Here is a 26765-nt window from a genome sequence, read left to right on the forward strand (position 1 = left end):
GGCGCATGGGGGATGACAAGAGCGCGCGGCGCCCGACGGTCTACGACGTCGCCGAGGCGGCGGGCGTGTCGATCGCCTCGGTCTCGTTCGCCTTCCGTCGGCCGGACCAGCTCAGCGAGGCCACGCGTGAGCGCGTCCTCGCCGCGGCGCGACGTCTCGGATACGCGCCGAGTGCGGCGGCCCGCGGTCTCGCTCGCGGACGAACCGGCACCCTGGGACTGCACGCCTTCGACCTGCTTCTGGAACGTGCCGAACCGGTCGCCGAGTCGAAGCATCCGCTCGCCGGACTGCACACGCCGCGGCTGGCGGAGAGACGCCTGATCGAATGGTCGGAGACGGACGACGACGTCCTGGCCGATCCGCGGGCGTTCCCCCTGTACGTCGACGAGGTGCAGCGCGGGTTCGAACTGGAGTGCTGGGCCCTCGGACGACCCGTCATGCTCAGCAGCGGTAACAACAGCGACGTGTCGGTGGCCGATACCGCCGGGCGGGTGGACGGACTGGCGATCTTCCCCTCCGAGCAGACCTCGCCGACGCTCGCGCGCTACGCGCCGACGATCCCGATCGTCCTCTTCAGCATCCTTCCCGCGGATGACCCGCACCACCGCGTCCGCGTCGACAACGTCGGCGGGATGCGCGACCTGGCCGACCACCTCGTCACCGTCCACGGTGTGCACGACGTGGCGTTCGTCGGTCGACGCGAGGCATCCGATAGCGCGCAGCGCTTCGACGGACTGTGCGAGGGCCTGGCGACCCACGGCGTGCGCATGCGCACGGAGGCCATCGACGCCACCGTGCGGGGGGACGACGAACTCATTCCGCAACTCGGCGCGCTCCACGCGGCGGGACGGTTGCCGAGGGCGCTCGTCTGCGCGACCGATCAGCACGCGTTCGCCACCCTCGACGCGCTCGCCGCGCTGGGCGTACGCGTGCCGGACGACGTGATCGTCACGGGTTTCGACGGCACGCTCGCGGCACGTCTGAGCACGCCGCCCCTGACGACGGTGCGGCAGCCGATGGAGGCCATGGGGCGTGCGGCGGCCCGGATCCTCGCCGGCGCCGCGGGCGCGCCCCCGGAAGACGGCCGGCCGTTCGACGTCGTGTTCGCGCCGCGCCTGATCGTCCGCGGCAGCTGCGGCTGCGCCTGAGGTCAGGGCTCGATCGGGGACTCAGCCGAGGGTGCGGAGCGCGGCCCAGAGCTCGGCGCGCGCCGCGAACGTCGCGAGATCGCGATCGATCAACCGGCCCGCCGTCGCGACTCGCGCGCGCACCGTATGGCGATGGATGCCGAGCGCCCGCGCCGTCGCCTCGTGGGATCCGTCGTGCTCGAGCCACGACCGAACCGTCTCGACGAGGGCGCTACCCCGCTCGGCATCGTGGCGGAGGAGGGGTTCGAGTTGTGCGCGCCCGGCGGCGCGAGCGTCCGGCCCGCCGAGCAGCGCGAGCACACCGCCCGCGCCGAGATCCGCGAACCGCGCGAGTCCGGCGCCCGCCGCGCGGTCCCGGGCCGTACGTGCCTGTGCGGCGGCAGCGGAGAACGTGTCGTACCGGGTCGGGTCGGAGAGCCCGATCCGCAGGCCCAGGTCCGCGGCCACCTCGGCGAGCACCTCCGCGTCGTCGGGTGAGAGGACGAGAACGACTCCGGATGTCTCACGCCCGAAGAAGAGACGGCCGTGAAGCTCTTCCGCGAGCAGCTCGAAGCGGTCGGTCACGGCCTCGCGGCGCGAGGCCGCGGCATCCGCCACCGCGACGACGACGGGCGCCTCGGGCAGCCCGCCCCACATCTCTCGAGCGATACGCGCCGCGATGCCCGGCTGTCCGGCCAGCAGCATCTGGATGACGCCCGCTCGTAGCTGCCCCCGCGCCCGCGCCGCGCCCTCGCTCTGTTCGAGGGCGAGACCGGCCATCGCGATGACCGCGGTCACGACGCTCCGGCTCTCTTGGTCCAGGTCGCCCGCGGCGATCGCGATCGCCCCGCGCAGGCGCCCGCCGCGGCCCAGTGTCTGGAGCGTGAAGGGTACGTCGCCGACCCGCAGCGTCGAACCCGCCCGCGCGCCGCGCCGGAGCACTCGCCGAGCCTCGTCGTGCAGGCCATCGAAGACCTCGGCGTCCAGCCCCGAGGACGGATGCTGGCGCGTCAGCATTCCGGTCGCGTCGAACAGGCCCACCCAGGTGTCGAGCTGCCGCGAGAGCTCGGCGAGCGTCGCGCCGAGCCCATCCGGCCGGAGCGCAGCGAGGGAGATCGCCCGCTGCGCCGCCAGGGACCAGCTGCGTCGCGCGTACGTCTGGGCCGCGACGGCCTCGGCGTTGGCGCGGGCCACCGCAATGAAGGGAGTGCGGTAGGGAACCTCGACCAGAGGCATCCCGTGCCTCTGGCAGGCCGCCCCGAGTCCCCGGGGAATGCCCTCGCGCACGACCTCGGTTCCGAAGCCGAGGGCGACGACACCGCGGGCGGACAGGCGTGCGACGTACTCGTCATAGGTCGTCGCGTCGTCCGTGTCGAGGAACTGCGTCCCCGTCGTGAGGAGGGCGAGCCCCTCGGAGAGGAACGGAGTGGGGTCCGCGAGGTCCGAGCTGTGGATCCAGCGGATGGGTCGGTCGAGCGCGTCGTCGCGCGGCTCTCCGCCCTCGCCGGCGAGCCGCAGGCCAAGGTCCGTGCGTGCCAGCAGGGCACGCAGCGTGGGTGCCGACGGAGTCGGCGGAGCGGGGGAGGCCACGGGACCAGGCTATACGCGGTGGATAGTAAGCGCGACAAAGTTGTACACGACGGTGAGTGCGCGCGCTTGCCATCCGGGCCTACGCTCCCCATCATGAGCGTCATCGAGAGCTTCACAGCGCTGCCCCTCGGCGGGCCCTCGCTCCCCCAGGAGCGCCGCCTCGTCACGAGCCTGCCGGGACCGCGGTCCCGCGAGATCCTGGACCGCAAGGCCGCCGCCGTGGCGGCGGGCGTCGGGCACACGGTCCCGATCGCGGCCGTCGCCGCCGGCGGGGGAGTCGTCGTCGACGCCGACGGCAACTCGCTGATCGACCTCGGCTCGGGGATCGCCGTCACGACGGCAGGAAACTCCAACCCGCGCGTCGTCGCCGCGGTCACGGAACAGCTGAACCGCTTCACGCACACGTGCTTCATGATCGCGCCGTACGAGTCCTACGTCGCCGTCGCCGAAGCGCTCAACGAACTCACCCCGGGCACGCATGAGAAGCGGACCGCCCTGTTCAACTCGGGGGCCGAGGCCGTCGAGAACGCGGTCAAGATCGCCCGCAAATATACGAAGCGCAACGCCATCGTCGCGTTCGATCACGCGTACCACGGGCGCACCAACCTGACGATGGCCCTGACGGCGAAGAACATGCCGTACAAGCACGGCTTCGGTCCGTTCGCGGGAGAGATCTACCGCGCTCCCATGTCGTACCCGTTCCGCGACGGGCTCACGGGGCCCGAGGCCGCCGAGAAGGCGATCTCGCACATCGAGAAGCAGGTCGGCGCCGACAACGTCGCGGCCGTCATCATCGAACCCATCCAGGGTGAGGGCGGCTTCATCGTGCCCGCCGACGGATTCCTGCCCGCGCTCGCGGAGTGGTGCCGCGAGAACGGCGTCGTCTTCATCGCCGACGAGGTGCAGACCGGCTTCGCCCGCACCGGACGCTGGTTCGCCAGCGAGCACTTCGACGTCGTGCCCGATCTGATCGTCACCGCGAAGGGCATCGCCGACGGGCTGCCGCTCTCGGGCGTGACGGGCCGGGCCGAGATCATGGATGCCACGCACGCGGGTGGGCTCGGCGGCACCTACGGCGGCAACCCGCTCGCGTGCGTCGCGGCGCTCGCCGCGATCGAGTCCTACGTCGAGGACGGCCTGCTCGATCGAGCGGGCGAGATCGGCGACATCCTGACGTCCCGGCTGCGCGCCCTGGCCGCAACCGACGCCCGCATCGGTGACGTGCGCGGCTACGGTGCGATGATCGCCGCCGAGTTCGTCGATCCCGAGACGGGCGAGCCCGATGGCGCGCTCACGGCGCGGATCGCGAAGGACTGCATCGCGAACGGCGTGATCGTGCTGACGTGCGGAACGTACGGCAACATCATCCGGTTCCTGCCACCCCTGACCATCCCGAACCACCTGCTGAACGAGGGACTCGACGTCGTCGAGGGCGCCCTCGCTCGCGATTGAAGGAGAACGCCAGATGAACGAGATCACCCGTGACGTCGTCGTCATCGGGGCGGGGGCCGCGGGTCTGACCGCGGCGAACGCGCTGCGCAAGGCCGGGTTGTCGGTCGCCGTGCTCGAGGCCCGAGACCGCGTCGGCGGTCGGCTCTGGACCGACGAGATCGACGGCGCCATGCTCGAGATCGGTGGACAGTGGGTCTCTCCCGACCAGGACGCCCTGATCGACACGGTCGCCGAGCTCGGTCTCGAAACGTTCAGTCGCTACCGGGAGGGCGACAGCGTGTACATCGGACCGGATGGCGTGGCGCACCGGTTCACCGGGGAGATGTTCCCCGTGTCTGCCGAGACCGAGCGCGTGATCGCCGAGATCACCGAGCGTCTCGACGCGATGGTCGCCGAGATCGACCCCGACCGGCCGTGGGCGCACGAGAAGGCCGCCGAGTGGGATCGGATCTCGTGGGATGCGTGGCTGCGCACGCAGACGGACGACGACGAGGCCGTTCGCAACCTCGCCTTCGCCACGGGCTCGGCCATGCTGACGAAGCCGACGCACAGTTTCTCGCTGCTGCAGTCGCTGCTCATGGCGGCTTCGGCCGGTTCGTACTCGCACCTCGTCGACGCCGACTTCATCCTCGACAAGCGCGTCGTGGGTGGCCTCCAACAGGTGCCCATCCTCCTGGCCGAGCGCCTGGGCGATGACGTGCTGCTGAACGAGCCCGTGCGGACGCTCGAGTGGGGCGAGTCCGGGGTCACGGCGATCGCCGAATCGACGACGGTCCGGGCCCGCTTCGCGATCAACGCGCTCGCCCCCAACCTCTACTCGCGCATCTCGTACGTTCCCGCGCTGCCGCGGCTGCAGCACCAGATGCACCAGCACCTCTCGATGGGATTCGTCATCAAGGTGCACGCCGTCTACGAGACGCCGTTCTGGCGCGACAAGGGGCTCTCCGGCACGGCGTTCAGCCCGTACGAGCTCTCGCACGAGGCGTACGACAACACCAATCACGGCGATGCGCGCGGGACCCTCGTCGGCTTCGTGTCGGACCAGACGGCCGACGACCTGTTCCGGCTGAGCGCCGAGGAGCGCAAGGAGCGCATCCTGGAGTCGCTCTCGCACTACTACGGCCCCGAGGCGAAGAACCCGATCGTCTACTACGAGAGCGACTGGGGCTCGGAGGAATGGACGCGCGGCGCCTACGCCGCGAGCTTCGACCTGGGTGGCCTGTCCCGGTACGGCGCGGACCTGCGCACCCCGGTCGGTCCCATCCACTTCGCCTGCAGCGACCTGGCCGGCGCCGGCTACCAGCACGTCGACGGCGCGATCCGCATGGGTCGCGAGGCCGCCGCTCACATCATCGAGGAGGCCCGCGCATGAGCGCACCCGTGTTCGTCGTGGGTTACACCGCGACCGATTCCGGCGCCGACGCCGTGGCGCTCGCCGCCCGTCTCGCCACCGCCGCCCACGGACGGATCGAGCTCGTCACGGTTCTGCTCGACGAGGGCCGCGGGGCCGTCGTGCCCCCGGACGCCAGCTACGACGCGTACGTGCGCGAGCAGGCGACCGGATGGCTCGATCAGGCCGCCGCGGGACTGCCCGAGGGTCTGGCGCTCGGCACTCACGTGCGCCACGCGGACTCCTTCGCCGAAGGGCTCCTCGAGGTCGCGACGGAACTCGGCGCGGCATACATCGTGGTCGGTGCCTCGCCCGGGGGCCTCCTCGGCCGCTACACGCTGGGTTCCGTGGCGAATGAGCTTCTGCACTCCTCGACCGTGCCGGTCGTGCTCGCACCCGCCGGTGCCCGCACCGTGTCGGCACCCCTCACGCGTATCACCGCGGCCGTCGGAACGCGCCCCGGTGCGGATGCCCTGATCGAGGACGCCGTCGCTCTCGCCACGGCCACCGGCGTGACGCTGCGGCTCGTGTCGCTCGTGACGATCGATCTGCCATCGGGGGTCGACACGGGCGTCATCCGGCTCGCCGGATCGACGCACGCCGACCTGGTCCTCGCGCAGGCCCGTGCGGCGCTTCCCGCCGATATCGTCGCCGAGGCCTTCGCCGCCCAGGGCGCGAGCATCGAGGACGCGGTCGCCGCTCTGGACTGGCAGGACGGAGAGGTCGTGCTGGTCGGATCGAGCCGCCTCGCGCAGCCGCGCCGCCTGTTCCTCGGCTCCACCGCCGCCAAGATGCTCCGGGAGCTCCCGGTGCCCATGATCGTCGTACCCCGCACGCACGCTTTGGAAGGAGACCGCTCATGAGCACCACCCGAGAAAGCGTCCCGGGGACGGGAGACCCGTTGGACGGAGGCCTCTCCAAGAAGGGGCTGAGCGCGGGGACCGTCGGCTTGATCGGCGCGGTCGTCATCGGCATCTCGTGCATTGCGCCGGCGTATACGCTGACGGCGGCCCTCGGCCCCACCGTCTCCGAGGTCGGGTTCCAGGTACCCGCGATCATCCTCATCGGATTCATCCCGATGCTGCTCGTCGCGTTCGGCTACCGCGAGCTCAACCGCCAGATGCCGGACTCCGGAACATCGTTCACGTGGGCCGCCCGCGCGTTCGGTCCGTGGGTCGGATGGATGGCGGGGTGGGGGCTGATCGCCGCCACGATCCTGGTGCTGTCGAACCTCGCGGGCATAGCCGTCGAATTCTTCTTTCTGCTGATCGACCAGATCGCGCAGACGAACGGCGCCATCGCGGATCTCGCGTTCAACCCGTTCATCAATGTCGCCGTCTGTCTGCTGTTCATGCTGGGCGCGACGACGATCTCGTATCGCGACATGCAGACGACGCAGAAGCTGCAGTACTTCCTCGTCGGGTTCCAGGTGCTCGTGCTCGTCATCTTCGCGATCGCCGCTTTCGTGCACGTCGCGCAGGGCAACGCCTTCGACGGTTCGATGCCCGAACTGTCGTGGTTCAACCCCTTCGCGGTCGGTTCGTTCACGGCCGTCGTCGCGGGCCTGTCGCTGTCGATCTTCATCTTCTGGGGGTGGGACGTCACCCTCACGATGAACGAGGAGACGAAGGATCCCGAGAAGACGCCGGGTCGCGCGGCAACGCTCACCGTCATCACGATCGTCGTGCTCTACCTGCTCATCTCGATCTCGCTGCTCGCCTTCGCGGGGATCGGGACGGGCGAGCTCGGACTCGGCAACGAGGACATCCAGGCGAACGTGTTCTTCTTCCTGAGCGGACCGATCCTCGGCCCCCTCGCCTTCCTCGTCTCGCTCGCGGTGCTGACCAGCTCGGTCTCGTCGCTCCAGTCGACGTTCGTCTCCCCGGCGCGTACCCTGCTGGCGATGGGACACTACGGAGCCCTGCCGAAGAGATTCGCCGCCGTCACGCCGCGATTCTTCACCCCGGGCTACGCCACGATCGTGTCGGCCGTGATCGCGTCGGTCTTCTACGCCGTCATGCGCTTCGTCAACGAGAACGTGCTCTGGGACACCATCACGACTCTCGGCCTGATGATCTGCTTCTATTACGGCATCACGGCGTTCGCGTGCGTCTGGTACTTCCGCAAGCAGTGGTTCGACTCGGTGCGGAACGTGTTCTTCACTCTGCTGTTCCCCCTCGTCGGCGGGATCATCCTGGCGGCACTGTTCGTCATCACGCTCGTCGAGAGCATGGACCCCGACTACGGCAGCGGAACCGAATGGTTCGGCCTCGGTAGCGTGTTCGTCCTCGGGGTCGTGATCATCGGCCTCGGTATCGTGATCATGGTGATCCAGCGCTTCCGCAGCCCCGCGTTCTTCCGCGGTGAAACCCTGTCCCTCGACGCCCCCATCAGCGCACGTCGCGCACGTAAGGAATCTCTCCGATGAGCATCACTCCCGAGCGCGAAGCCGCTCTTCTGGCATCCATCCCCTCCGGTCTCTTCATCGGGGGTGAGTGGACGGATGCGACGGGCGCGCGCACCTTCGACGTCCGCGACCCCGCGACGGGCGCCGTCATCAAGACGATCGCCGATGCGACGCCCGAAGACGGCATGCGCGCCCTCGACGCGGCCGTGGCGGCTCAGGATGCCTGGGCTGCCACGCCCCCGCGGACGCGGAGCGACATCCTGCGCCGCGCTTTCGATCTGGTGCAGGAGCGCAAAGAAGACCTGGCGCTCGTCATGACGCTCGAGATGGGCAAGCCGCTCGCCGAGGCGCGCGGCGAGGTCGCCTACGGCAGCGAGTTCCTGCGCTGGTTCTCGGAAGAGGCCGTGCGGATCGCGGGTCGTTACGGGCTGAACCCCGAGGGCACCGGCCGGATGGTCGTCTCGCAGCGTCCGGTCGGCCCGTCGTTCTTCATCACGCCGTGGAACTTCCCGCTCGCGATGGCGACGCGCAAGATCGCCCCGGCGCTCGCCGCCGGGTGCACCGTCGTGATCAAGCCTCCCGCTCTGACACCGCTCACCACGATGCTCTTCACGACCATCCTGGAAGAGGCGGGCCTCCCCGCGGGTGTGGTCAACGTCGTGAACTCGTCGTCGTCGTCGGCGCTGTCGGCGCCGATCATCGCCGACCCGCGGCTGCGGAAGCTGTCTTTCACCGGATCGACCGGAGTGGGACGCAAGCTCATCGCCCAGGCCGCCGAGGGCGTGCTGCGCGTCTCGATGGAGCTCGGCGGCAACGCTCCGTTCGTCGTGTTCGACGACGCCGACCTCGACAAGGCCGTGGAGGGCGCCCTGCAGGCGAAGTTCCGCAACATCGGCCAGGCGTGCACCGCCGCGAACCGGTTCATCGTGCACGACTCGGTCGCGGACGAATTCGCCCGCCGCGTGGGTGAGCGCGTCGCCGCGATGCGGATCGGGCGCGGCACCGAGGACGACGTGCAGATCGGGCCGCTCATCGACGACGACGCCGTGGCGAAGGCATCCGGTCTCGTCACGGACGCCGTCGAACGCGGTGCGCGCCTCGTGACGGGTGGATCGGCGATAGCCGGCGAGGGGTCGTTCTTCGAGCCCACCGTCATCGCCGACGTCGCCCCGGGCAGCGAGATCCTGCGCGAAGAGATCTTCGGGCCGGTGCTCGCGATCGCGCGCTTCCGGGACGAGGACGAGGCCGTCCGGCTCGCGAACGACACCGAGTACGGTCTGGTGTCGTACGTCTTCACGCAGGATCTCGCCCGCGGACACCGCATGATCGATCGCCTCGAGACGGGGATGATGGGGCTGAACGTCGGTGTCGTCTCGAACGCGGCCGCACCGTTCGGCGGCGTCAAGCAGTCCGGCGTCGGGCGCGAGGGTGGCCTGGAGGGCATCCACGAATACCTGTCGACCAAGTACACGCTGATCCCCGTCGACTGACGCGGGCGAATGGGAGCGATCATGACCGAATACGCCGTCGTCAATCCGGCCACGGGCGAGACCCTCGCCACATACGCCACCTTCACGGACGCGCAGATCGAGGCGAGCGTCGCCGCGGCCACCGCCGCGTACCGCGACTGGGCGCGCGACGCATCCGTCGCCGAACGCGCCGAGCGCCTGAACCGCGTGGCGGACCTGCACCGCGAGCGGCGTGGGGAACTGGCCGAGATCATCGTGCGCGAGATGGGTAAGCCGCTCGCCGCGGCGCTCGGTGAGGTCGATTTCGCCGCCGACATCACGCAGTTCTACGCCGACAACGCCGCGAAGATCACGGCCGATCAGCCGATCGACATCCTCGGCGAGGGCACGGCGGTCGTCCGCCGGTCACCGCTCGGCCCGCTGCTCGGGATCATGCCGTGGAACTTCCCGTACTACCAGGTCGCCCGATTCGCGGCGCCGAACGTCGCGATCGGCAACACGATCCTGCTCAAGCACGCCCCGCAGTGCCCCGAGTCCGCCGCGGCGATCGAGCGGATGTACCGCGATGCCGGATTCCCCGAGGGCGTCTACGTCAACCTGTACGCCACCAACGAGCAGGCCGCGACGATCATCGCCGACCCGCGCGTGCAGGGTGTCTCGGTCACCGGATCCGAGCGCGCGGGTGCGGCGGTCGCCGAGGTCGCCGGTCGGAGCCTGAAGAAGGTCGTCCTCGAACTCGGCGGCTCGGACCCGTTCATCCTGCTCTCGACGGACGACCTCGACGCCGCGGTGGAGTCCGCGGTCGAGGCGCGGCTCGACAACGTCGGCCAGTCCTGCAACGGCGCCAAGCGGTTCGTCGTCGTGGATGCGCTGTACGACGCCTTCGTCGAGAAGTTCACCGCGGCGATGGCCGCCGCGACCGTCGGTGACCCGATGAGCGAAGACACCGTGCTCGGGCCGCTGTCGTCGCTCGCAGCCGCCGAGCGTCTCGAGCAGCAGGTGCAGCGTGCCGTCGAGCAGGGTGCGACGCTCGTCACGGGCGGCGTGCGAGACGGCGCCTTCTTCCCCGGCACGGTCCTGACCGACGTCACCCCCGAGATGGATGCCTACGGCGAAGAGTTCTTCGGACCCGTCGGTGTCGTCTACCGCGTCGCGGACGAGGCGGCCGCCGTCGCCCTGGCCAACGACACCGGCTTCGGCCTCGGCTCGTATGTGTTCACGACCGACGAGGCCCAGGCCGAGCGGGTCGCCGACGCGATCGATGCGGGCATGGTCTACGTCAACCTCGTGCTCGCGGACTCACCCGAACTGCCGTTCGGCGGGGTCAAGCGCTCGGGTACGGGTCGCGAGATGGGGCTGCTGGGCGCCGACGAGTTCGTCAACAAGAAGCTCATCCGCGTCGCGTGATCGGGTAGGGACCATTTTCACGGCCGTGACGCGTAGCGGGCGCGAGGCATCCGGGGGGACGATAGGTGTGAGGAGGTCTGTCTCATGGACGAGATGAACGAGGTCGTCAATCGCCTGGGCGAACAAGCATGCTGGGATCGGCTGCGAACGCAGCAGCTCGGCAGGCTCGTCACGCACGTCGGAGAAGTCCTCGATGTCTTCCCCGTCAACTACGTGGTCGACGACGAGACGATCGTGTTCCGGACCGCCGAGGGCAGCAAGCTGTTCGAGCTCACCGTGAACGACGAGGTGCTGTTCGAGGTCGACGACCACTCGGGAACGGATGCGTGGAGCGTCGTCGTGCGCGGTCGCGCCCATCGGCTCGCGACGAGTGCCGAGGTGCAGGCGGCCGATGGTCTGCCGCTGCGGCCCTGGATCCCGACCCTCAAGTACAACTACGTGCGTGTCGAGCCGACTTCTATGACCGGCCGCGCTTTCGTGATCGGCCCGGAGCCCGACCGTTACGGAGTGGCGGACTACTGACGGCACGGACCGACGGGGCAGGCATTCGCGACCTCCCCCGGGCATGACGTAGACTGGGCATGCAGTCGAAATCTGCATTCTTTGCCGTGCCCGCGGTCGGGCGCAATCCTCTTCGTGAGCGCGGTGCAAGAGTGTGGGTCCGGGGCCGGAAACGGTCCTTAGGGCGGTAGCTCAATTGGCAGAGCAGCGGTCTCCAAAACCGCAGGTTGCAGGTTCGATTCCTGTCCGCCCTGCGCGTCAGCCCCGAGCTGACACACGAAAGGTACATTCAGGTGAGTGCAGTGGCCCAAGACGAGCCGAACGGCGAGATCGTCGCGGCGGGCAAGGCTGACCGCGGAAAGAAGCCCGGCTTCTTCGCCCGGATCGCCCTGTTCATCCGACAGGTATTCGCCGAGCTCCGCAAGGTCGTCACGCCGACGCGCCAGGAACTGTTGAAGTTCACGGCCGTGGTGCTCGGATTCGTCGTCGTCATGATGGCGATCGTCTACGGCCTCGACTTCGTCTTCTCCTGGATGGCCTCGGTCGTCTTCGGGGTGCCCGGCGAACTCGTCGGCGCATAGGTGAGAAACACCCCGCCGAGACGCACCCAGACCGAATCATCGGTGGCCCGGATCGGGCTGCCACCAACGGAAGTGATCCAGTGACCGAGAGATTCACCGACGACGCCGACTGGGCGACGGCCGCCGAGCAGTCCAGTGAGGACGACGAGGCGCAGGAGGGCGACCAGCTCGCCGCCGAGGAGCGCTCCGTCGAGCCCGCCGAGCACGCCGCGCTGCACGTCGTGGACGATGAAGACGAGGATTTCGCGGAACTGGATGACATCGAGATCGACGACCCGGAGGCCGACGCCATCGTGAACGACGCCCTGCACATCGACCAGGCCGACGAGGCCGAAGCGGCCGCCGAGGTGCTGACCGAGTCGCTCGAGGACGAAGAGACCGAGCGCGAGGCGGCGGACGCCGACGAGGTCACCCCCTACGACGGCCCCGACGTAAACGGTGAGCCCGACGCGCCGGTGCTCGACGAGGACTTCGTCGCCGAGGTCGCCGACGCCGAGGCGGTCGTCGACGAGGTCGAGGAGGACCCGTACGAGGCGTTCCGCGCCGAACTGCGCTACCTGCCGGGCAAGTGGTATGTCATCCACTCCTACGCCGGGTTCGAGCGCAAGGTCAAGGCGAACATCGAGCAGCGCAAGTCGTCGCTCGAGGTCGAGGACGAGATCTACCAGATCGAGGTCCCGATGGAGGACGTCGTCGAGATCAAGAACGGCCAGCGCAAGATGGTCACGCGCGTCCGGATCCCCGGTTACGTGCTCGTGCGCATGGACCTGAACGAAGACACCTGGTCGGTCGTGCGCCACACGCCCGGCGTGACCGGCTTCGTCGGCAACGCCCACAACCCCACGCCCCTCCGCTTCGAAGAGGCCTTCAACATGCTGAAGTCCCTCGTCGAGATCAAGGAAGTCGCCACGACCAAGTCCGGCAGCGGCAAGGGTTCGGCGACGCAGGCGCGCAGCGTCGTCACCGAGGTCGACTTCGAGGTCGGCGAGACGATCACGATCAAGGAAGGCTCGTTCGCGGGTCTGCCCGGAACGATCAGCGAGATCAAGCCCGAGAGCGGCAAGCTCACGGTCCTGGTATCGCTCTTCGAGCGAGAGACCCCGGTCGAGCTGTCGTTCGACCAGGTCACGAAGCAGTAATTCAGACCACCGCCCCGGAGAGACCGGACGCGGGAGAGCGGATGCGGCACGCATCCGTTCGACGAGAGGAAAAAGAATGGCACCCAAGAAGAAGGTGACCGGCCTGATCAAGCTCCAGATCAAGGCCGGAGCCGCCAACCCGGCGCCCCCGATCGGGCCCGCGCTCGGTCAGCACGGCGTCAACATCATGGAGTTCTGCAAGGCGTACAACGCGGCGACCGAGGCCCAGCGCGGCAACGTCATCCCCGTCGAGATCACCGTCTACGAGGACCGCAGCTTCACGTTCATCCTGAAGACGCCGCCGGCAGCCGAGCTCATCAAGAAGGCCGCTGGCGTTGCCAAGGGCTCGCCGACGCCGCACACGACCAAGGTGGCCAAGCTCACCAAGGCTCAGGTGCGCGAGATCGCCGAGGTCAAGCAGCCCGACCTGAACGCGAACGACATCGAGGCCGCCTCGAAGATCATCGCCGGCACCGCCCGTTCCATGGGCATCACGGTTGAGGACTGAGGGGATAACGACAATGGCTACCAAGTCCAAGGCCTACCAGGCCGCCGCCGCGAAGATCGCGGCTGACACGTTCTACACGCCCACCGAGGCCGTCGCCCTCGCGAAGGAGACCGGCTCGGCGAAGTTCGACTCGACCGTCGAGGTCGCGCTGAAGCTCGCCGTCGACCCCCGCAAGGCGGACCAGATGGTGCGCGGCACCGTCATCCTGCCCCACGGCACGGGCAAGACGGCCCGCGTCATCGTCTTCGCCACCGGGCCCGCGGCCGAGGCCGCCCTCGCGGCCGGCGCCGACGAGGTCGGTGGAGCCGAGCTCATCGAGAAGGTCGCGGGCGGCTACACGTCGTTCGATGCCGCCGTCTCGACGCCCGAGCTCATGGGCCAGGTCGGACGTCTCGGAAAGGTGCTGGGCCCCCGCGGCCTCATGCCGAACCCGAAGACCGGCACCGTGACCCCCAACCCGGCCAAGGCCGTCGAGGAGATCAAGGGCGGAAAGATCGAGTTCCGCGTCGACAAGCACGCCAACGTCCACTTCGTGGTCGGCAAGGCGTCGTTCTCGGCCGAGCAGCTCGACGAGAACCTGAAGGCGGCGCTCGACGAGATCGTCCGTCTGAAGCCGTCCAGCTCGAAGGGTCGCTACATCCAGAAGGGTGCCGTGTCGACCACGTTCGGCCCCGGCATCCCGCTGGACGTCAACGCGATCTGACGCACTGCGTACACGAAGGGCCTCGCCGGAAACGGCGGGGCCCTTCGTCGTTCCCGGCAGGACGTCAGCGGAAGACGACGAGGCTGATCCCGAGCCCGATCATCACCACCGCGATCGACGCGTCCAGGATGCGCCAGGCTCGTTCGGTCGACAGCAGTCGGCCGAGGTAGCGGGCGCCGAACGCCAAGCCCGAGAACCAGACCGCGCTGGCGACGATCGCGCCCGCGGCGAAAGCCCATGGGCTGACGTGCGTCGCCGCGATGGAACCGAGCAGGAAGACCGTGTCGAGGTAGACGTGGGGATTCAGCCATGTGAGGGCGAGCGCGGTCGAGGCGACGGCGATGGCGCCGGTCTGTGTCGCCGTCGCCGCGGTGGGCGTCAAGACCGCCCCGCTCGGGCGCCACGCGCGGCGTGCGGCGAGGCATCCGTAGGTCACGAGGAATGCGGCTCCCGCCCAGCGGACGATCTCGGTGAGCCAGGGGAGGGCTTGCAGTGCGAGACCGATGCCCGAGACGCCCAACGCGATCAAGACGGCGTCCGAGGCCGCGCAGATCGCGGCCACCAGCACGACGTGCTCGCGTCGCATCCCCTGACGCAGCACGAACAGATTCTGCGCGCCGATGGCGACGATGAGCGAGAAGCCGAGGCCGAGCCCCGCGGCGGCCGAGACGAGCATGGTCCGACGCTATGGCGCACGCGGGCATAAGACCAGTTCATGTTTCTTGTGTACCATTAGCCTTGCTTCATGAAGCTCCCGCTCGAACTCGTCGCCACCGTCGCCGCCGCGATCGACGCGGGCACTCTCGACGCGGCGGCACGGACGCTGCACATCACGCCATCCGCGGTCAGTCAGCGGATCCGCGCGCTCGAGGAACGGATCGGGCGGTCCCTGCTCGTGCGTACCAAGCCGCTGCGGGCGACCGAGGCCGGCGAGGCGGTCGTGCGGCTGGCTCGTCAGCTCGCGCTCCTCGAGCACGACACCCTGCGCGTCCTCGGACTCGACGACGAGGGGCCCGTCCGGCTCGCGCTGGCCGTGAACGCCGACTCGCTCGCCACCTGGTTTCTCCCCGCGCTGGCGCGCATCGTCGCGGATGGGGACGTCGCGATCGAACTCCACCGCGACGACCAGGACTACACCGCCCGCTTGCTGGCGGACGGAACCGTCTCGGCGGCGGTCACCTCGCAGAGCGCCGCGGTGGTCGGCTGCTCGGTGACCCCGCTCGGCGTCATGTCGTACCGGGCGTGCGCGACGCCGGGCTTCGTCGAGCGCTGGTTCGCAGACGGTGTCACCCCCGAGGCTCTCTCGTCCGCGCCCGTCATCGAGTACGACCGGCGCGATGACCTGCAGTCGCGATGGCTGCGCGCGCGGGGGGCATCCGTCGCGGCGCCCCCGCGCACGTTCGTTCCCGCGTCGCACGACTTCGCGACGGCCGTCCGTTCGGGGCTCGGCTGGGGCATGCTCCCGCCCCTGCAGGCGGACGGCCCGATCGAGCGGGGCGAGATCGTGCTGCTCGCGGGTGATCCCATCGCCGTGCCGCTGTACTGGCAGCAGTGGGATCTGCGGTCATCGCTGCTCGATCGCGTCGCGCGCGTCGTGGTCGCCGAGGCGCAGCGGATGCTCGACCCGGCGTGAGGGCGAACGGTCAGTCGTCGCTCACGCGCAACACGATCTTCCCGCGCGTGTGCCCGTCCTCGATCTCCCGGTGGGCGGCCGCGGCGTCCTTCAGGTCGAAGACCCGGTCGATGTAGACCTGTATCGAGCCGGACGCGAGCAGGCGGGCGATCGTCGCGAGCACGCCCCCGTCGGGGATGATCTTGTAGGTCGATGCGCGCACGTCCGCCTCCGCGGCATCCTCTTCGAACGTCGGCCAGCTTCCCGTCGGTACATTGACGATCAGGCCGCCGCGGCGCAGCACACCGAGCGATCGACTCCCGGTTTCGTCGAGGGTGTTACCCACCAGATCGATCACGACGTCGACATCGGCGACGACATCCTCGAACTTCGTCGTGGTGTGGTCGATGACGACGGATGCTCCGAGCTCGCGCAGCCACGCGGCGTTCCGGCCCGATGCCGTGGCCGTGACGTGGGCACCGAAATACGCGGCGAACTGCACGGCGAAGTGACCGACGCCTCCGCTGCCCGCATGGATGAGGATCCGCTGACCCTCGTGTGCGTGCGCGGTCTCGACGATCAGTCCCCAGGCCGTCAGTGCGGCGAGCGGCACACCCGCTGCCTCGACGTGCGAGAGACCTGTCGGCATCTTGGCGACGGAGAGCGGCGAAACGACCGCATACTCCGCGTAGCTCCCGGGGGTGCGCGGAAAGGCCGCCATGCCGTACACGGGGGTGCCGGGCTGGAGAGGATGGGTCTCGAACGGCGCGCGAACCACGACGCCGCTGAAATCGAAACCGGGAACCGCGGGGTATGACGTGATCGCCCACGAGACGCCGCGGCCCGAGCGCGTCTTCGCATCGATGGGGTTCACACCCGCGGCGACGACGCGCACGAGCAACTCGCTCATCACGGGAGCCGGGGTCGCCACCTCGGCGAGGTGGAGCGAGTCGGCGTCTCCCGGCTCGTCGAACACGACGGCGCGCATCGTGTCCGGGACGCTCGGAGCCTCGGCGGGCGCTCCCGCGGGTCGTGGGGGGCGAACTGCCATGGCGGTGCTCCATTCTGCGCGAACGGCACATACGGCAAGCCTGCCCATATGGCTGCATGAGCGCATATTGCCCAGAGGATCGGACTCGTCCCAGTAAAGCCGGGGATTGTCTCGACGGTGTTACGCAGGTGCTAACGTGCCGCTACGCGGAGCGGGGCGGTGATTCGCGGGTCGACGCCGCGCGGAGCAGGCGGGTCAGAGTCCGGATGTCCGACACATCCCAGTCCGCGAGCCGATCCTGCAGGGCGTGCGGATCGGCGCTCCGTGCTGCCGCGAGCCGCTCGACGCCATTCGGTGTCGCGGTGAGGCGGGCCGAACGACCGTCGGCCGGATCGGCGGTCCGCTCGATCAGACCGCTGCGTTCGAGTTCGCGCACCGTGCGGCTGACCTGCCCCTTGTCGGCGACGAGCGTCTCGGCGAGGGCGGACGGCGTGATCGGTCCGTGCTTGACGATCGTCGTGAAGACCTTGTAGGTGCCCGGCAGCATGCCGGGTTGCAGTCGGTCGGCGCGTGCAGCCATGACCTGACGCATCCGTGCCGACAGTTCACCGAACTCCGACTCGAGCTCGCGCACCGCATCCTGCCAGTCGGGGTTCGAGGCAGACTGCGGTTGATCGGTCATCGTTCGCCGGTGCCCTTCGCATCGGACGGGGCTGTGGGTGATTCGGTGCCCGTCGACTCCACGATATCGGCCGGGCCGGCGGATGCGCTTCCCGATGCGGGGATCGACTCCATGCCCTCGCTCGCGGTGAACATGGCCAGGTCCGCCTCGCCCGCGGCCAGCCGCTCGGTCGTGGTCATACGCGTCAGCGGGCGGTTCGGCATGAAGAGGATCGCGATGAGGCTGATGATCGCGAGGGGGACGGCGAACAGGAACGAGTGCGCGATGCCCTGCGCGTAGATGTCCTCGACGATGACCCGGACGTCGTCCGGGAGGGTGTGCACGGCCGGAAGGGTGCCGGTCTTCAGCTGCGCCGCGACCGCGAGGCCCTGTTCGCCGAGCGGGGCGAGCGCGGCGCCGATCGCATCGCGATACCTCACGAACCCGTCGGTCACGCTCGCGGCGAGAGCCGCGCCCATCACGGAAACGCCGATCGTGCCGCCCAGACTGCGGAAGAAGGTGACGCCCGAACTCGCGGCGCCCATCTCTTCGGGCTTGGCCGTGTTCTGCACCACGAGCACGAGGTTCTGCATCGTGGCGCCGACGCCGGCGCCGAGCAGGAACATGTAGAGCGCGACGAGGGGGTAGGGGGTGTCGTAGTGGAGCGTCGAGAGCAGCACCGAGCCCGCGATGAGCGCCACGGCGCCGCCGATCATGTACGGCTTCCAATGACCGAACCGGCTGATCAGCTGGCCGATCAGGATCGAGGTCACGAGCAGTCCGCCCATCATGGGGACGGTCAGGATGCCCGCCTCCGCCGGGGTAGCCCCGCGCGACATCTGCATGTACTGGCCGAGGAACACCGCGGCACCGAACATCGCCAGCCCGGTCGCGATGGATGCGACGACCGAGAGCGTGAACGTGCGGTTGCGGAACAGCGAGAGCGGGATGAGCGGCTCGCGCGAGCGCAGCTCGACCACGATGAACAGCGCGGTGGCGACGACGACCCCGCCGACCATCAGCGCCGTGTCGACGCTCCACCAGTCGTAGTTCTTGCCGGCGTTGGTGATCCAGACCAGCAGGAGCGAGACCGCGGTCGAGAGCAGAACGATGCCGACGTAGTCGATGCTCACCTTGCCGCGCCGGATGCGGGGGACGTGCAGGGTGCGCTGCAGGATCACGAACGCGGCGATGGCGAAGGGGATCGCGACGAAGAAGTTCCACCGCCATCCGATTCCGTCGGTGATGAATCCACCGAGCAGCGGCCCGCCGACCGTGGCGAGGGCCATCACGGCGCCGAACAGGCCCATGTAGCGGCCGCGTTCGCGCGGGCTGATGATGTCGGCCATGAGCACCTGACTGAGTGCGGCGAGACCGCCGGCACCGAGGCCCTGCACGGCGCGGAACGCGATGAGGGTGCCGGGGTCCTGCGAGAAGCCGGCGGCTGCGGTCGCCAGCACGAAGAGCGCGAGGGCGAGCTGGATCAGCAGTTTGCGATCGAAGAGGTCGGCGAGCTTGCCCCAGATCGGCGTCGAGATCGCCGTCGTCAGCAGCGTCGCCGTCACGACCCACGTGAAGACGGTCTGGTCGCCGTCGAGGTCGTGGACGATGACGGGGAGCGATGTCGAGACGACGGTCGCGGCCAGCATCGAGACGAACATGCCGAGCAGCAGCCCGGAGAGCGCCTCGAGCACCTTTCGGCGGGACATGGGTGCGGATGTGGTGGCGTCGGTCGGCGCAGTGACAGAGGCGGCCATCGGGTCCTTCCTGGGGAAGCGAGTTCTGATGGAGCGACCGCGCCGGAGCGTGGTGCGAAAGTTGAGTAAAGTCAACTATATTCGATGATTGATAAAAGTCAACCAGTTTGCCGTGACGGCTCCGCACGCGGGGGAGCCATGAGCGGAGCGATCGCAGGCCCTGGGGAGGCGCCGCTGGCCGCGAAGGGGCCGCTAGTCGGCGAGGGTAAGCGCGCGGAACGGTTCGCGTGCGGCGCGAGGCATCCGCTCTTCCACGAACTCGAGCGTTCGCGCCGGGCGCGTCGGCGGTTGCGTCGTGCGGCGATGCAGTTCGTCGATCAACGCGTCGGCGAGCCGGATCAGTCGCGAGATCTCGCGGTCATCGCGGTCGACCCACGCGCACCGGGGTTCGTCGCCGATCGGCACGAACCCGTCGTGCTGTTCCCACGCCACCAGCGTGCGCTCGGCGCCCAGCACGTGCTGCTGCCACCACACCTGACGCATGTACGAGCGGGGGATGGATCGCCACGCCTTGTTGGTCGTCTTGATCTCGGCCAGCGTGATCGATCCGCTCGGGGTCGTGGCAACGCCATCGGGCGTCGCGAGGTGCCGCTTCTCGGAGACCGCGTGGAACAGGGCCGACGAGGGCAGGATTCCATGGGTCGCGGCCACCCACGCGGCGATCTCGGGTTCGCGGCGGCGTCCGTGGTCGGTGTAGGCGTTGCCGCTGAAGCGGCTGCCGACGAGCTTGGCGTCGGCAGCCTTCGCGATCGCGTTCTCGCTCGTGAGGCTCGCGACGTCCGTTGCCGTGATGCCGCGCGAACGTGCCCGCACCCATGCGACCCGGTCGCGAGAGTCCGCGACGATGCGGGCGGCGAGTTCGGGAAGCACCTCTCGACTCTAACCCCGCACCCCGCCGGGCCCGGCCCCGGCACGCGGTCCGCGTCCGTCCGCGGTGCACGTCGAGCCCGCCGCTTCGCGCGCACGCTGATCGGGCTCATCGACGGCCGCTCGGAGCTGCCTCTGGAGAGCATCACGAAGCTGCAGCTTCGGCGCCTCGGATTCCGCACCCCGAGGCTGCAAGTCCCGGTTCGCTCACCGGGAGACGGATCGTTCTGGATGGATATCGATCGAGCAGGTGCTTCTCGCAGAAAAGCAGCGCGAGGACTGGGTTCGCGGAACGACGGGCAAGACCGCCTGTTGCTGCCGAGAAGACCCCTTCTCTACGGGCAACAACGGGCGACCTCGCCGGCAACCGGCGGGTTCGCGAGAACTGGCGGAGCGTATGGGCGGCGCGGGATTTGGGGGACGGATGCCCGTGGCGTAGAGTGTTCGTAACCACAGACCGCTGGTCATCGGCGTGCGCGCGAGCGCAGGACGATCGAAGCTCTGCACATGCAGGGGCCCGCGCAGGTGACACGAACGACATAGCCCGTGAGGGTCGTCCAGCTCCGTGCGCTTGCGCCGGAGCTTTTTTCATGTGCGGAACCGGTTTCTGTGGCCGGTGTCCCGCCATCGTGGGGCGCCTCGTACACACAAGGAGTGGCCATGGCGCAGAAGGACGCATCGGTTGCCGAGCTCACGAAGAACTTCGAGGACTCGACCGCCGTACTGCTGACCGAATACCGCGGGCTCACGGTTGCCGAGCTCAAGCAGCTCCGCAACAACATCCGTGAGCACGCCAGCTACGCCGTGGTGAAGAACACGCTGACCAAGATCGCGGCCAACAAGGCCGGGATCTCCTCGCTGGATGACGAGCTTCAGGGCCCGTCCGCCATCGCGTTCGTGCACGGCGACCCGGTCGCCGTCGCGAAGGGCCTGCGCGACTTCGCCAAGGCACACCCTCTTCTGGTCGTCAAGGGCGGTTACTTCGACGGTAACCCCCTGACTGCGGAAGAGGTCGGCAAGCTCGCCGACCTCGAGAGCCGTGAAGTCCTGCTGGCGAAGCTCGCCGGCGCGATGAAGGCCTCGCTGTTCGGAGCCGCCTATCTGTTCAACGCACCGCTGTCGAAGGCCGTTCGCACGGTCGACGCGCTGCGCGAGAAGCAGGAATCCGCAGCCTAACCCTCGGGTCAGGCGCGGCAAGCACGTAAAACCAACACAAGGAGAAACATCATGGCAAAGCTCACCACCGAGGAGCTGCTCGACGCGTTCAAGGAGCTCACGCTCATCGAGCTCAGCGAGTTCGTGAAGAAGTTCGAGGAGACCTTCGAGGTCACCGCCGCCGCTCCGGTCGCCGTGGCCGGCCCCGCCGCCGGTGGCGCGGGTGCCGCCGCTGAAGAGGTCGAGGAGAAGGATTCCTTCGACGTCGTCCTCGAGGCTGCCGGCGAGAAGAAGATCCAGGTCATCAAGGTCGTCCGCGAGCTCACCTCGCTCGGCCTCGGCGAGGCGAAGGCCGTCGTCGACGGTGCCCCCAAGGCCGTGCTCGAGGGCGCGACCAAGGAAGCCGCCGAGAAGGCCAAGGCTTCGCTCGAAGAGGCCGGCGCGACCGTCACCCTCAAGTAGTTCGGAACGGTCGGCGGGCGCGAAGCGCCCCGAGATCGACTCCCGTCAGAAGGCCCCGGATGTCCGCATCCGGGGCCTTCCGCGTACGCCCGTACTCAGGCGGGCGTCGGGGCGGGGGTGGTCGTCGATGCCCGCATGACCATGCGCGCCGGTGCCGTCGTGCGCCCGACGACCGGCGCGCCGTCGATCATCGACATGAGCATCGCGACGGCCCGTTCGCCCTGATTGCAGGGGTCCTGCTCGACCGTGGTGAGGGCGAACATCTCGGCGTAATCGTGCCCGTCCACCCCGATGACGCTCAGCTGCGAGGGGACGGCGATGCCCAACCGCTGAGCCGCGATGATCGCGCCGATCGCCACCTCGTCGCAGGCCCCCACGATCGCCGTGGGTCGCGAGTCGGTGTCCGCCAGCACCGGGGTCGCGGCCGCGTACCCATCCGTGATCGTCAGCGCTGCCGCGTGGACCGTCGGCTCGAGGTTCGCGGCCCGCATCGCCTGCACGTATCCCGACTCGCGGTCATCGACGTCGCGGGCGGGAGGATCGTCGTTCGGCGTGGCACCGAGGAACGCTATCCGGGTGTGGCCGAGAGCCAGCAGATGCTGCGTGATCATCCGTCCTATCGCGACGTTGTCTATGCCCAGGGTGACGACTCCGGGCAGCTCGTTGCCGATGCACACGGTGGGTTTGGCGAAGCCGACCAGACGCTCGAGATCGCTGTCGTCGGGTTCGAGTGCGACGGCGATCACACCGTCGAATCGCTTTCGCGCCAGGAAGTGCCGGTACAGACGATCCCGGTCGCGGGAGTCGGGCTCGGCCACGTAGAGCGTCAGGTCGTAGCCCAACTGCATGAGCGAGCGTTCGATCCCCTCGATGATCTCGCCGAAATACCATCGCCCGACGCGTGGCACGACGAGGGCAACGGTGTGGGTGCGCCCGGTGACCAGGCTCGACGCGCTGCTGGATGCGACGTAGCCGAGCTCGTGGGCCGCTTGCTCGACGCGCGCCCGCGTATCGGGCGCGACATAGCCATGACCGGTCAGGGCGCGGCTCGCCGTCGCCTTCGAGACGCCGGCCCGACGCGCAACCTCGGCGATCCCGCTCATCGCATCTCCCTTGATGTGGCTCCGTGCGAGGGGTTCACGATGGTCGTGAAGAAAACGTTTCCATACCGCGATGTGCTCCATCGCTGTGGGCATCGTCGATAAACGGGACACTATCACGGGGCATTTTAGGAGATTCTTCACGGTTACCGAGTTGTGACTTTGCATCAATTGTGGGCCGCTCGAGAGTCCTCTACGGTGATCATGGAATCGGTTCCAAGGCTGGACACGGCCCGGGCGATTCTTCGGCGCGATAACCCGCGCACTCAACGAGGAGGACCACATGAAGACATCGCGACGGGGCAGGATCCTCGTCCTCGGATCGCTGCTGACGGTCGGTGGGCTCACGCTCGCGGGCTGCACGGGCGGTCCCGGCGGCTCGACCGGAAGTGGTGGCGAGGACGACAACGTCGTCACGATCTACGGAACGATCGCCGACACCGAAGCCGAACTGCTCGAAGAATCCTGGGCGGACTGGGAGGAAGAGAACGGCATCGACATCGAGTACGAATCGTCGAAGGAGTTCGAAGCTCAGATCGCGGTCCGTGCGCAGGGTGGCAACGCCCCCGACCTGGCCATCTTCCCGCAGCCGGGCCTTCTCGCCGACATGGCGAACCGCGGATATCTGGTGCCCGCGCCCGAGGGTGTCGTGAAGAACGTCGAAGACAACTGGTCCGAGGACTGGGCCGCCTACGGCACGGTCGACGGCACGCTCTATGGCGCGCCCCTGATGGCCAGCGTCAAGGGCTGGATCTGGTACTCACCGTCGATGTTCGCCGAGAACGGCTGGGAGATCCCGACCGACTGGCAGGGCCTGCTCGACCTCACCGCGCAGATCCAGTCGACGACCGGCAAGGCGCCGTGGTGCGTTGGGTTCGGATCGGACGCGGCAACGGGATGGCCCGGCACCGACTGGGTGGAGGACGTCGTCCTGCGCCAATCGGGTACCGAGGTCTACGACCAGTGGGTCGCGAACGAGATCCCGTTCACCGACCCCCAGATCGCCTCGGCGTTCGATGAGGTCGGCAAGATCATGCTCAACCCGCAGTACGTCAATGCCGGCTTCGGCGACGTCGCCTCGATCGTCACGACGCCGTTCGGAGACCCGGCCAACGCGCTCGTTTCCGGCGAGTGCGCGCTGCACCACCAGGCGTCCTTCTACGACGGCTTCATCACGGATGCCGGTGGCACCGTCGCCGAGGACGGCGACATCTGGGCCTTCCTGATGCCCCCGTTCGAGGCCGGAGCCGAGGGCTCGGTCGTCACGGGCGGTGGCGAGATCGTCGGAGCCTTCGACGACAGCGAGTCGACCGTCAAGGTGCAGGAGTACCTCTCGAGCGCCGAGTGGGCCAACTCCCGCGTCGCGCTCGGTGGCGTGATCTCGGCCAACAACGGTCTCGACCCGGAGAACGCGTCGAGCGAGATCCTGTCGGCGGCGATCGAGATCCTGCAGGATCCGACGACGACCTTCCGCTTCGACGCATCCGACCTCATGCCCTCGAGCGTGGGTGCCGGAACGTTCTGGAAGGGAATGATCGACTGGGTGAACGGCACGCCGACCGCCACGGTGCTCGAGCAGATCGAGTCCGGCTGGCCGTCGAGCTGACGCACGGCAGGTAAGGGGGGCCGCCTCTATCGCGGGGCGGCCCCTTTCCCTACTCTGGGGGCAGGCAGAGCGACCCGCGCCGAGCCCCGAGTCCAGTGACGTACTCGAAAGGACCCCATGTCCGCATTCTTTCAATGGCTGAGCACGCTCTCGCCGTGGTTGGAAATCCCGATCATCATCGGCGCGTTCGTCGCGGTGGTGGCGATCGTCCTGTTCTTCGTGGAGATCGCCCCGCGCAAGGGTCGGCTCTACACGATCCTCCGGCTCGCCGCGTGCGTGCTCTTCCCGCTGCTGCTCTTGTGGGCGCTCCAGTCCTACACGTGGGCGATCATCGCCGCCGGTGTGCTGGGTCTGCTCTTCTTCTGGCTGGACTACCGCAGCCGCGCGGGTGCCGGGTACCTGTTCCAGCTGTTCGGATTCCTGAGCCCCGCCATCCTGCTGCTCATCATCGGGCTCGTCGTGCCGACCATCCAGACGTTCTTCCAGGCCTTCATGAACTCGCGGGGCACCGCGTTCATCGGCCTCGACAACTTCGTCTGGATCTTCACGCAGCCCCAGGGCATCCGCACCGTGCTCAACACGATCGTGTGGGTGCTGATCGCGCCGACCGTTTCGACGATCGCCGGCCTCGCGTACGCGTACTTCATCGACAAGACCCGGGGCGAGAAGTACTACAAGATCCTGGTCTTCCTGCCGATGGCGATCTCGTTCGTAGGCGCGTCGATCATCTGGCGCTTCATGTACACGGCGCGTCCGTCGGATCAGAACCAGATCGGCTTCCTGAACCAGGTCATCGTCTGGTTCGGGGGCGAGCCGATCTCGTTCCTCGCGGTCGAGCCCTGGAACACGCTGTTCCTGATCGTCGTGCTCATCTGGGTCCAGACCGGTTTCGCCATGGTCGTGCTGTCGGCCGCCATCAAGGGTGTGCCGACCGAACAGATCGAGGCCGCGGAACTCGACGGGACGAACGCGTGGCAGCGCTTCATCAACGTGATCGTTCCCGGCATCCGTTCGTCGCTCATCGTCGTGCTGACGACGATCTCGATCGCCTCGCTGAAGGTCTTCGACATCGTCCGCACGATGACCGCCGGCGCGAACAACACCTCGGTCATCGCCAACGAGATGTACACGCAGTTCCGCAGCTTCGAGGCGGGGCGGTCCGCCGCGTTCGCCGTCGTGCTGTTCGTGCTCGTCCTGCCGATCGTGATCTATAACGCGAGACAGCTCCAGAAGCAGAGGGAGGTGCGCTGATGAGTGCAGTCATGCCGGTCGATCTTCCCATCGACGAAGACACCAAGAAGGAGTTGCGCCGCGGCGAGAAGAAGGCCGAGCGTCAGGCGCTCGGGCGGGCGAAGAGGCGGCTCACGTCGCGCTGGGCCACTCTCGCCGCTCTCGTCATCGCGATCATGTGGACGATCCCGACGTTCGGGTTGTTCATCTCGTCGTTCCGCCCTCGGGAGCTCATCCAGACCACCGGTTGGTGGACGGTGTTCGAGAACTGGGGATGGACGCTCGACAACTACTCGACGGCCCTGACGACGGGCAACAGCCAGCTGGACATGGCCGGGGCCTTCGTCAACTCCATCGCGATCACCCTGCCGGCGACGGTCATCCCGATCGTCATCGCCTCGCTGGCCGCCTACGCCTTCGCGTGGATGGACTTCAAGGGCAAGAACCTGATCTTCGTGCTGGTCTTCGCGCTCCAGATCGTCCCGATCCAGATGGCGTTGATCCCGCTCCTGCAGCTGTTCTCGCAGGGCACGATCTTCGGCTTCCCGGTGATCGAGGCGATCGGTTCCTCCGGGTACACGCAGGTCTGGATCGCGCACACGATCTTCGCGCTCCCGCTCGCGATCTTCCTGCTGCACAACTTCACGGCGGAGATTCCCGCCGACGTGATCGAGGCCGCGCGCGTCGACGGCGCGGGGCACGGACAGATCTACTTCCGCATCATCCTGCCGCTGACGGTTCCCGCGCTCGCCTCGATCGGGATCTTCCAGTTCTTGTGGGTGTGGAACGATCTGCTCGTGGCGTTGATCTTCGCCGACGGCAACGTCGCTCCGATCACGAAGCTGCTGGCCGAGATGACAGGTAGCCGCGGACAGGACTGGCACCTGCTGACCGCGGGAGCGTTCATCGCGATCATCGTGCCGCTGATCGTGTTCATCGCGTTGCAGAGGTTCTTCGTGCGAGGCCTGCTGGCGGGCTCGACGAAGGGCTGATCGTGCAGACGGGGCGGGCGGCGCAACGGGGGGCCGCCCGTCCCGTCGCCGTTCCGGA

At 68.3% G+C, this 26765-nt stretch carries 25 protein-coding genes and 1 tRNA gene; 19 read left to right on the forward strand and 7 right to left on the reverse strand.

The window, feature by feature from the left end; genetic code table 11:
• Positions 1–5 precede the first annotated feature (5 nt).
• Positions 6–1148 carry a LacI family DNA-binding transcriptional regulator gene (locus tag C2868_RS01545; protein ID WP_100811898.1) on the forward strand — a complete coding sequence of 381 codons (1143 nt, stop codon included), beginning with the start codon at positions 6–8 and terminating at the stop codon, positions 1146–1148.
• A gap of 21 nt (positions 1149–1169) precedes the next feature.
• Here C2868_RS01545 and C2868_RS01550 read toward each other — a convergent pair whose 3' ends face one another.
• Positions 1170–2717, reverse strand: a complete 1548-nt coding sequence (locus C2868_RS01550; protein WP_100811897.1) for a PucR family transcriptional regulator — start codon at positions 2715–2717, stop codon at positions 1170–1172.
• 93 nt (positions 2718–2810) lie between these two features.
• Here C2868_RS01550 and gabT point away from each other — a divergent pair, with 93 nt between their 5' ends.
• The 12 genes from gabT to rplA all read left to right on the forward strand — a co-directional run bounded on the left by gabT (position 2811) and on the right by rplA (position 14274).
• Positions 2811–4169 carry a 4-aminobutyrate--2-oxoglutarate transaminase gene (gabT, locus tag C2868_RS01555; RefSeq protein ID WP_100811896.1) on the forward strand — a complete coding sequence of 453 codons (1359 nt, stop codon included), beginning with the start codon at positions 2811–2813 and terminating at the stop codon, positions 4167–4169.
• Between the two features lie 13 nt (positions 4170–4182).
• Complete coding sequence (locus tag C2868_RS01560) at positions 4183–5541, forward strand: NAD(P)/FAD-dependent oxidoreductase (RefSeq protein WP_100811895.1); 1359 nt, start codon at positions 4183–4185, stop codon at positions 5539–5541.
• Positions 5538–6422, forward strand: coding sequence for a universal stress protein (locus C2868_RS01565; protein WP_100811894.1), 885 nt, complete (start codon positions 5538–5540; stop codon positions 6420–6422). The genes C2868_RS01560 and C2868_RS01565 overlap by 4 nt, the downstream gene beginning before the upstream one ends.
• Positions 6419–7987 (forward strand): APC family permease, encoded by a 1569-nt coding sequence (locus C2868_RS01570; protein WP_103662797.1) that lies wholly within the window; start codon positions 6419–6421, stop codon positions 7985–7987. The genes C2868_RS01565 and C2868_RS01570 overlap by 4 nt, the downstream gene beginning before the upstream one ends.
• On the forward strand, positions 7984–9456 hold the full coding sequence (locus C2868_RS01575; RefSeq protein ID WP_100811892.1) for an NAD-dependent succinate-semialdehyde dehydrogenase: 1473 nt from the start codon (positions 7984–7986) through the stop codon (positions 9454–9456). The genes C2868_RS01570 and C2868_RS01575 overlap by 4 nt, the downstream gene beginning before the upstream one ends.
• Positions 9457–9477: 21 nt before the next feature.
• Complete coding sequence (locus tag C2868_RS01580; protein WP_100811959.1) at positions 9478–10842, forward strand: NAD-dependent succinate-semialdehyde dehydrogenase; 1365 nt, start codon at positions 9478–9480, stop codon at positions 10840–10842.
• 84 nt (positions 10843–10926) lie between these two features.
• A complete protein-coding gene (locus C2868_RS01585) occupies positions 10927–11364 on the forward strand; it encodes a pyridoxamine 5'-phosphate oxidase family protein (RefSeq protein ID WP_100811891.1) in 438 nt (145 codons plus the stop codon).
• Positions 11365–11524: 160 nt separating this feature from the next.
• Positions 11525–11597 (forward strand) — tRNA-Trp (locus C2868_RS01590).
• 48 nt (positions 11598–11645) lie between these two features.
• Positions 11646–11924, forward strand: a complete 279-nt coding sequence (secE, locus tag C2868_RS01595; protein WP_100811890.1) for a preprotein translocase subunit SecE — start codon at positions 11646–11648, stop codon at positions 11922–11924.
• 80 nt (positions 11925–12004) lie between these two features.
• Entirely contained in the window at positions 12005–13063 is a 1059-nt protein-coding gene (nusG, locus tag C2868_RS01600) for a transcription termination/antitermination protein NusG (RefSeq protein WP_100811889.1), read from the forward strand.
• Between the two features lie 76 nt (positions 13064–13139).
• Positions 13140–13571 (forward strand): 50S ribosomal protein L11, encoded by a 432-nt coding sequence (gene rplK, locus C2868_RS01605; RefSeq protein WP_036302113.1) that lies wholly within the window; start codon positions 13140–13142, stop codon positions 13569–13571.
• A 13-nt stretch (positions 13572–13584) separates the two neighbouring features.
• On the forward strand, positions 13585–14274 hold the full coding sequence (gene rplA / locus C2868_RS01610; RefSeq protein WP_100811888.1) for a 50S ribosomal protein L1: 690 nt from the start codon (positions 13585–13587) through the stop codon (positions 14272–14274).
• 64 nt (positions 14275–14338) lie between these two features.
• Here the strand turns inward: rplA and C2868_RS01615 are convergent, their stop codons facing one another.
• Complete coding sequence (locus C2868_RS01615) at positions 14339–14950, reverse strand: LysE/ArgO family amino acid transporter (protein WP_100811887.1); 612 nt, start codon at positions 14948–14950, stop codon at positions 14339–14341.
• A gap of 69 nt (positions 14951–15019) precedes the next feature.
• Here C2868_RS01615 and C2868_RS01620 point away from each other — a divergent pair, with 69 nt between their 5' ends.
• Positions 15020–15907: a LysR family transcriptional regulator ArgP gene (locus tag C2868_RS01620; protein WP_100811886.1), complete on the forward strand. Its 888-nt coding sequence runs from the start codon at positions 15020–15022 to the stop codon at positions 15905–15907.
• A 10-nt stretch (positions 15908–15917) separates the two neighbouring features.
• On the opposite strand, the gene C2868_RS01625 is transcribed toward C2868_RS01620, so the two are convergent.
• From C2868_RS01625 to C2868_RS01640, 4 genes are all read right to left on the reverse strand, one after another.
• Positions 15918–16937, reverse strand: coding sequence for an NADP-dependent oxidoreductase (locus C2868_RS01625; protein ID WP_374935749.1), 1020 nt, complete (start codon positions 16935–16937; stop codon positions 15918–15920).
• Positions 16938–17079: 142 nt separating this feature from the next.
• Positions 17080–17559, reverse strand: a complete 480-nt coding sequence (locus C2868_RS01630) for a MarR family winged helix-turn-helix transcriptional regulator (protein WP_103662798.1) — start codon at positions 17557–17559, stop codon at positions 17080–17082.
• Positions 17556–19295 (reverse strand): MDR family MFS transporter, encoded by a 1740-nt coding sequence (locus C2868_RS01635; RefSeq protein ID WP_100811884.1) that lies wholly within the window; start codon positions 19293–19295, stop codon positions 17556–17558. Before C2868_RS01635 ends, C2868_RS01630 begins: the two co-directional genes overlap by 4 nt.
• Positions 19296–19487: 192 nt before the next feature.
• Positions 19488–20165 (reverse strand): YqaJ viral recombinase family protein, encoded by a 678-nt coding sequence (locus C2868_RS01640; protein WP_100811883.1) that lies wholly within the window; start codon positions 20163–20165, stop codon positions 19488–19490.
• A gap of 657 nt (positions 20166–20822) precedes the next feature.
• On the opposite strand from C2868_RS01640, the gene rplJ reads away from it, so the two are divergent.
• Entirely contained in the window at positions 20823–21338 is a 516-nt protein-coding gene (rplJ, locus tag C2868_RS01645) for a 50S ribosomal protein L10 (protein ID WP_100811882.1), read from the forward strand.
• A 51-nt stretch (positions 21339–21389) separates the two neighbouring features.
• Entirely contained in the window at positions 21390–21779 is a 390-nt protein-coding gene (gene rplL / locus C2868_RS01650; RefSeq protein WP_100811881.1) for a 50S ribosomal protein L7/L12, read from the forward strand.
• A 95-nt stretch (positions 21780–21874) separates the two neighbouring features.
• Here the strand turns inward: rplL and C2868_RS01655 are convergent, their stop codons facing one another.
• A complete protein-coding gene (locus C2868_RS01655; RefSeq protein ID WP_100811957.1) occupies positions 21875–22882 on the reverse strand; it encodes a LacI family DNA-binding transcriptional regulator in 1008 nt (335 codons plus the stop codon).
• A 280-nt stretch (positions 22883–23162) separates the two neighbouring features.
• On the opposite strand from C2868_RS01655, the gene C2868_RS01660 reads away from it, so the two are divergent.
• The 3 genes from C2868_RS01660 to C2868_RS01670 all read left to right on the forward strand — a co-directional run bounded on the left by C2868_RS01660 (position 23163) and on the right by C2868_RS01670 (position 26707).
• Positions 23163–24485: an ABC transporter substrate-binding protein gene (locus tag C2868_RS01660; RefSeq protein WP_100811880.1), complete on the forward strand. Its 1323-nt coding sequence runs from the start codon at positions 23163–23165 to the stop codon at positions 24483–24485.
• Between the two features lie 117 nt (positions 24486–24602).
• Positions 24603–25736, forward strand: a complete 1134-nt coding sequence (locus C2868_RS01665) for a carbohydrate ABC transporter permease (protein WP_100811879.1) — start codon at positions 24603–24605, stop codon at positions 25734–25736.
• Positions 25736–26707 (forward strand): carbohydrate ABC transporter permease, encoded by a 972-nt coding sequence (locus tag C2868_RS01670; RefSeq protein ID WP_100811878.1) that lies wholly within the window; start codon positions 25736–25738, stop codon positions 26705–26707. Before C2868_RS01665 ends, C2868_RS01670 begins: the two co-directional genes overlap by 1 nt.
• Positions 26708–26765 lie beyond the last annotated feature (58 nt).

The sequence above is a fragment of the Microbacterium sp. CJ77 genome, from assembly GCF_002911615.1.
Lineage (GTDB): Bacteria > Actinomycetota > Actinomycetes > Actinomycetales > Microbacteriaceae > Microbacterium.

What these genes read in the sequence shown, in the direction of transcription:
- C2868_RS01545 (WP_100811898.1), top strand. Translation starts at nt 6, where the DNA reads ATGGGGGATGACAAGAGCGCGCGGCGCCCGACGGTCTACGACGTCGCC.
- gabT (WP_100811896.1), top strand. Translation starts at nt 2,811, where the DNA reads ATGAGCGTCATCGAGAGCTTCACAGCGCTGCCCCTCGGCGGGCCCTCG.
- C2868_RS01560 (WP_100811895.1), top strand. Translation starts at nt 4,183, where the DNA reads ATGAACGAGATCACCCGTGACGTCGTCGTCATCGGGGCGGGGGCCGCG.
- C2868_RS01565 (WP_100811894.1), top strand. Translation starts at nt 5,538, where the DNA reads ATGAGCGCACCCGTGTTCGTCGTGGGTTACACCGCGACCGATTCCGGC.
- C2868_RS01570 (WP_103662797.1), top strand. Translation starts at nt 6,419, where the DNA reads ATGAGCACCACCCGAGAAAGCGTCCCGGGGACGGGAGACCCGTTGGAC.
- C2868_RS01575 (WP_100811892.1), top strand. Translation starts at nt 7,984, where the DNA reads ATGAGCATCACTCCCGAGCGCGAAGCCGCTCTTCTGGCATCCATCCCC.
- C2868_RS01580 (WP_100811959.1), top strand. Translation starts at nt 9,478, where the DNA reads ATGACCGAATACGCCGTCGTCAATCCGGCCACGGGCGAGACCCTCGCC.
- C2868_RS01585 (WP_100811891.1), top strand. Translation starts at nt 10,927, where the DNA reads ATGGACGAGATGAACGAGGTCGTCAATCGCCTGGGCGAACAAGCATGC.
- rplK (WP_036302113.1), top strand. Translation starts at nt 13,140, where the DNA reads ATGGCACCCAAGAAGAAGGTGACCGGCCTGATCAAGCTCCAGATCAAG.
- rplA (WP_100811888.1), top strand. Translation starts at nt 13,585, where the DNA reads ATGGCTACCAAGTCCAAGGCCTACCAGGCCGCCGCCGCGAAGATCGCG.
- C2868_RS01615 (WP_100811887.1), bottom strand. Translation starts at nt 14,950, where the DNA reads ATGCTCGTCTCGGCCGCCGCGGGGCTCGGCCTCGGCTTCTCGCTCATC.
- C2868_RS01620 (WP_100811886.1), top strand. Translation starts at nt 15,020, where the DNA reads ATGAAGCTCCCGCTCGAACTCGTCGCCACCGTCGCCGCCGCGATCGAC.
- C2868_RS01625 (WP_374935749.1), bottom strand. Translation starts at nt 16,937, where the DNA reads ATGGCAGTTCGCCCCCCACGACCCGCGGGAGCGCCCGCCGAGGCTCCG.
- C2868_RS01630 (WP_103662798.1), bottom strand. Translation starts at nt 17,559, where the DNA reads ATGACCGATCAACCGCAGTCTGCCTCGAACCCCGACTGGCAGGATGCG.
- C2868_RS01635 (WP_100811884.1), bottom strand. Translation starts at nt 19,295, where the DNA reads ATGGCCGCCTCTGTCACTGCGCCGACCGACGCCACCACATCCGCACCC.
- rplJ (WP_100811882.1), top strand. Translation starts at nt 20,823, where the DNA reads ATGGCGCAGAAGGACGCATCGGTTGCCGAGCTCACGAAGAACTTCGAG.
- rplL (WP_100811881.1), top strand. Translation starts at nt 21,390, where the DNA reads ATGGCAAAGCTCACCACCGAGGAGCTGCTCGACGCGTTCAAGGAGCTC.
- C2868_RS01655 (WP_100811957.1), bottom strand. Translation starts at nt 22,882, where the DNA reads ATGAGCGGGATCGCCGAGGTTGCGCGTCGGGCCGGCGTCTCGAAGGCG.
- C2868_RS01660 (WP_100811880.1), top strand. Translation starts at nt 23,163, where the DNA reads ATGAAGACATCGCGACGGGGCAGGATCCTCGTCCTCGGATCGCTGCTG.
- C2868_RS01665 (WP_100811879.1), top strand. Translation starts at nt 24,603, where the DNA reads ATGTCCGCATTCTTTCAATGGCTGAGCACGCTCTCGCCGTGGTTGGAA.
- C2868_RS01670 (WP_100811878.1), top strand. Translation starts at nt 25,736, where the DNA reads ATGAGTGCAGTCATGCCGGTCGATCTTCCCATCGACGAAGACACCAAG.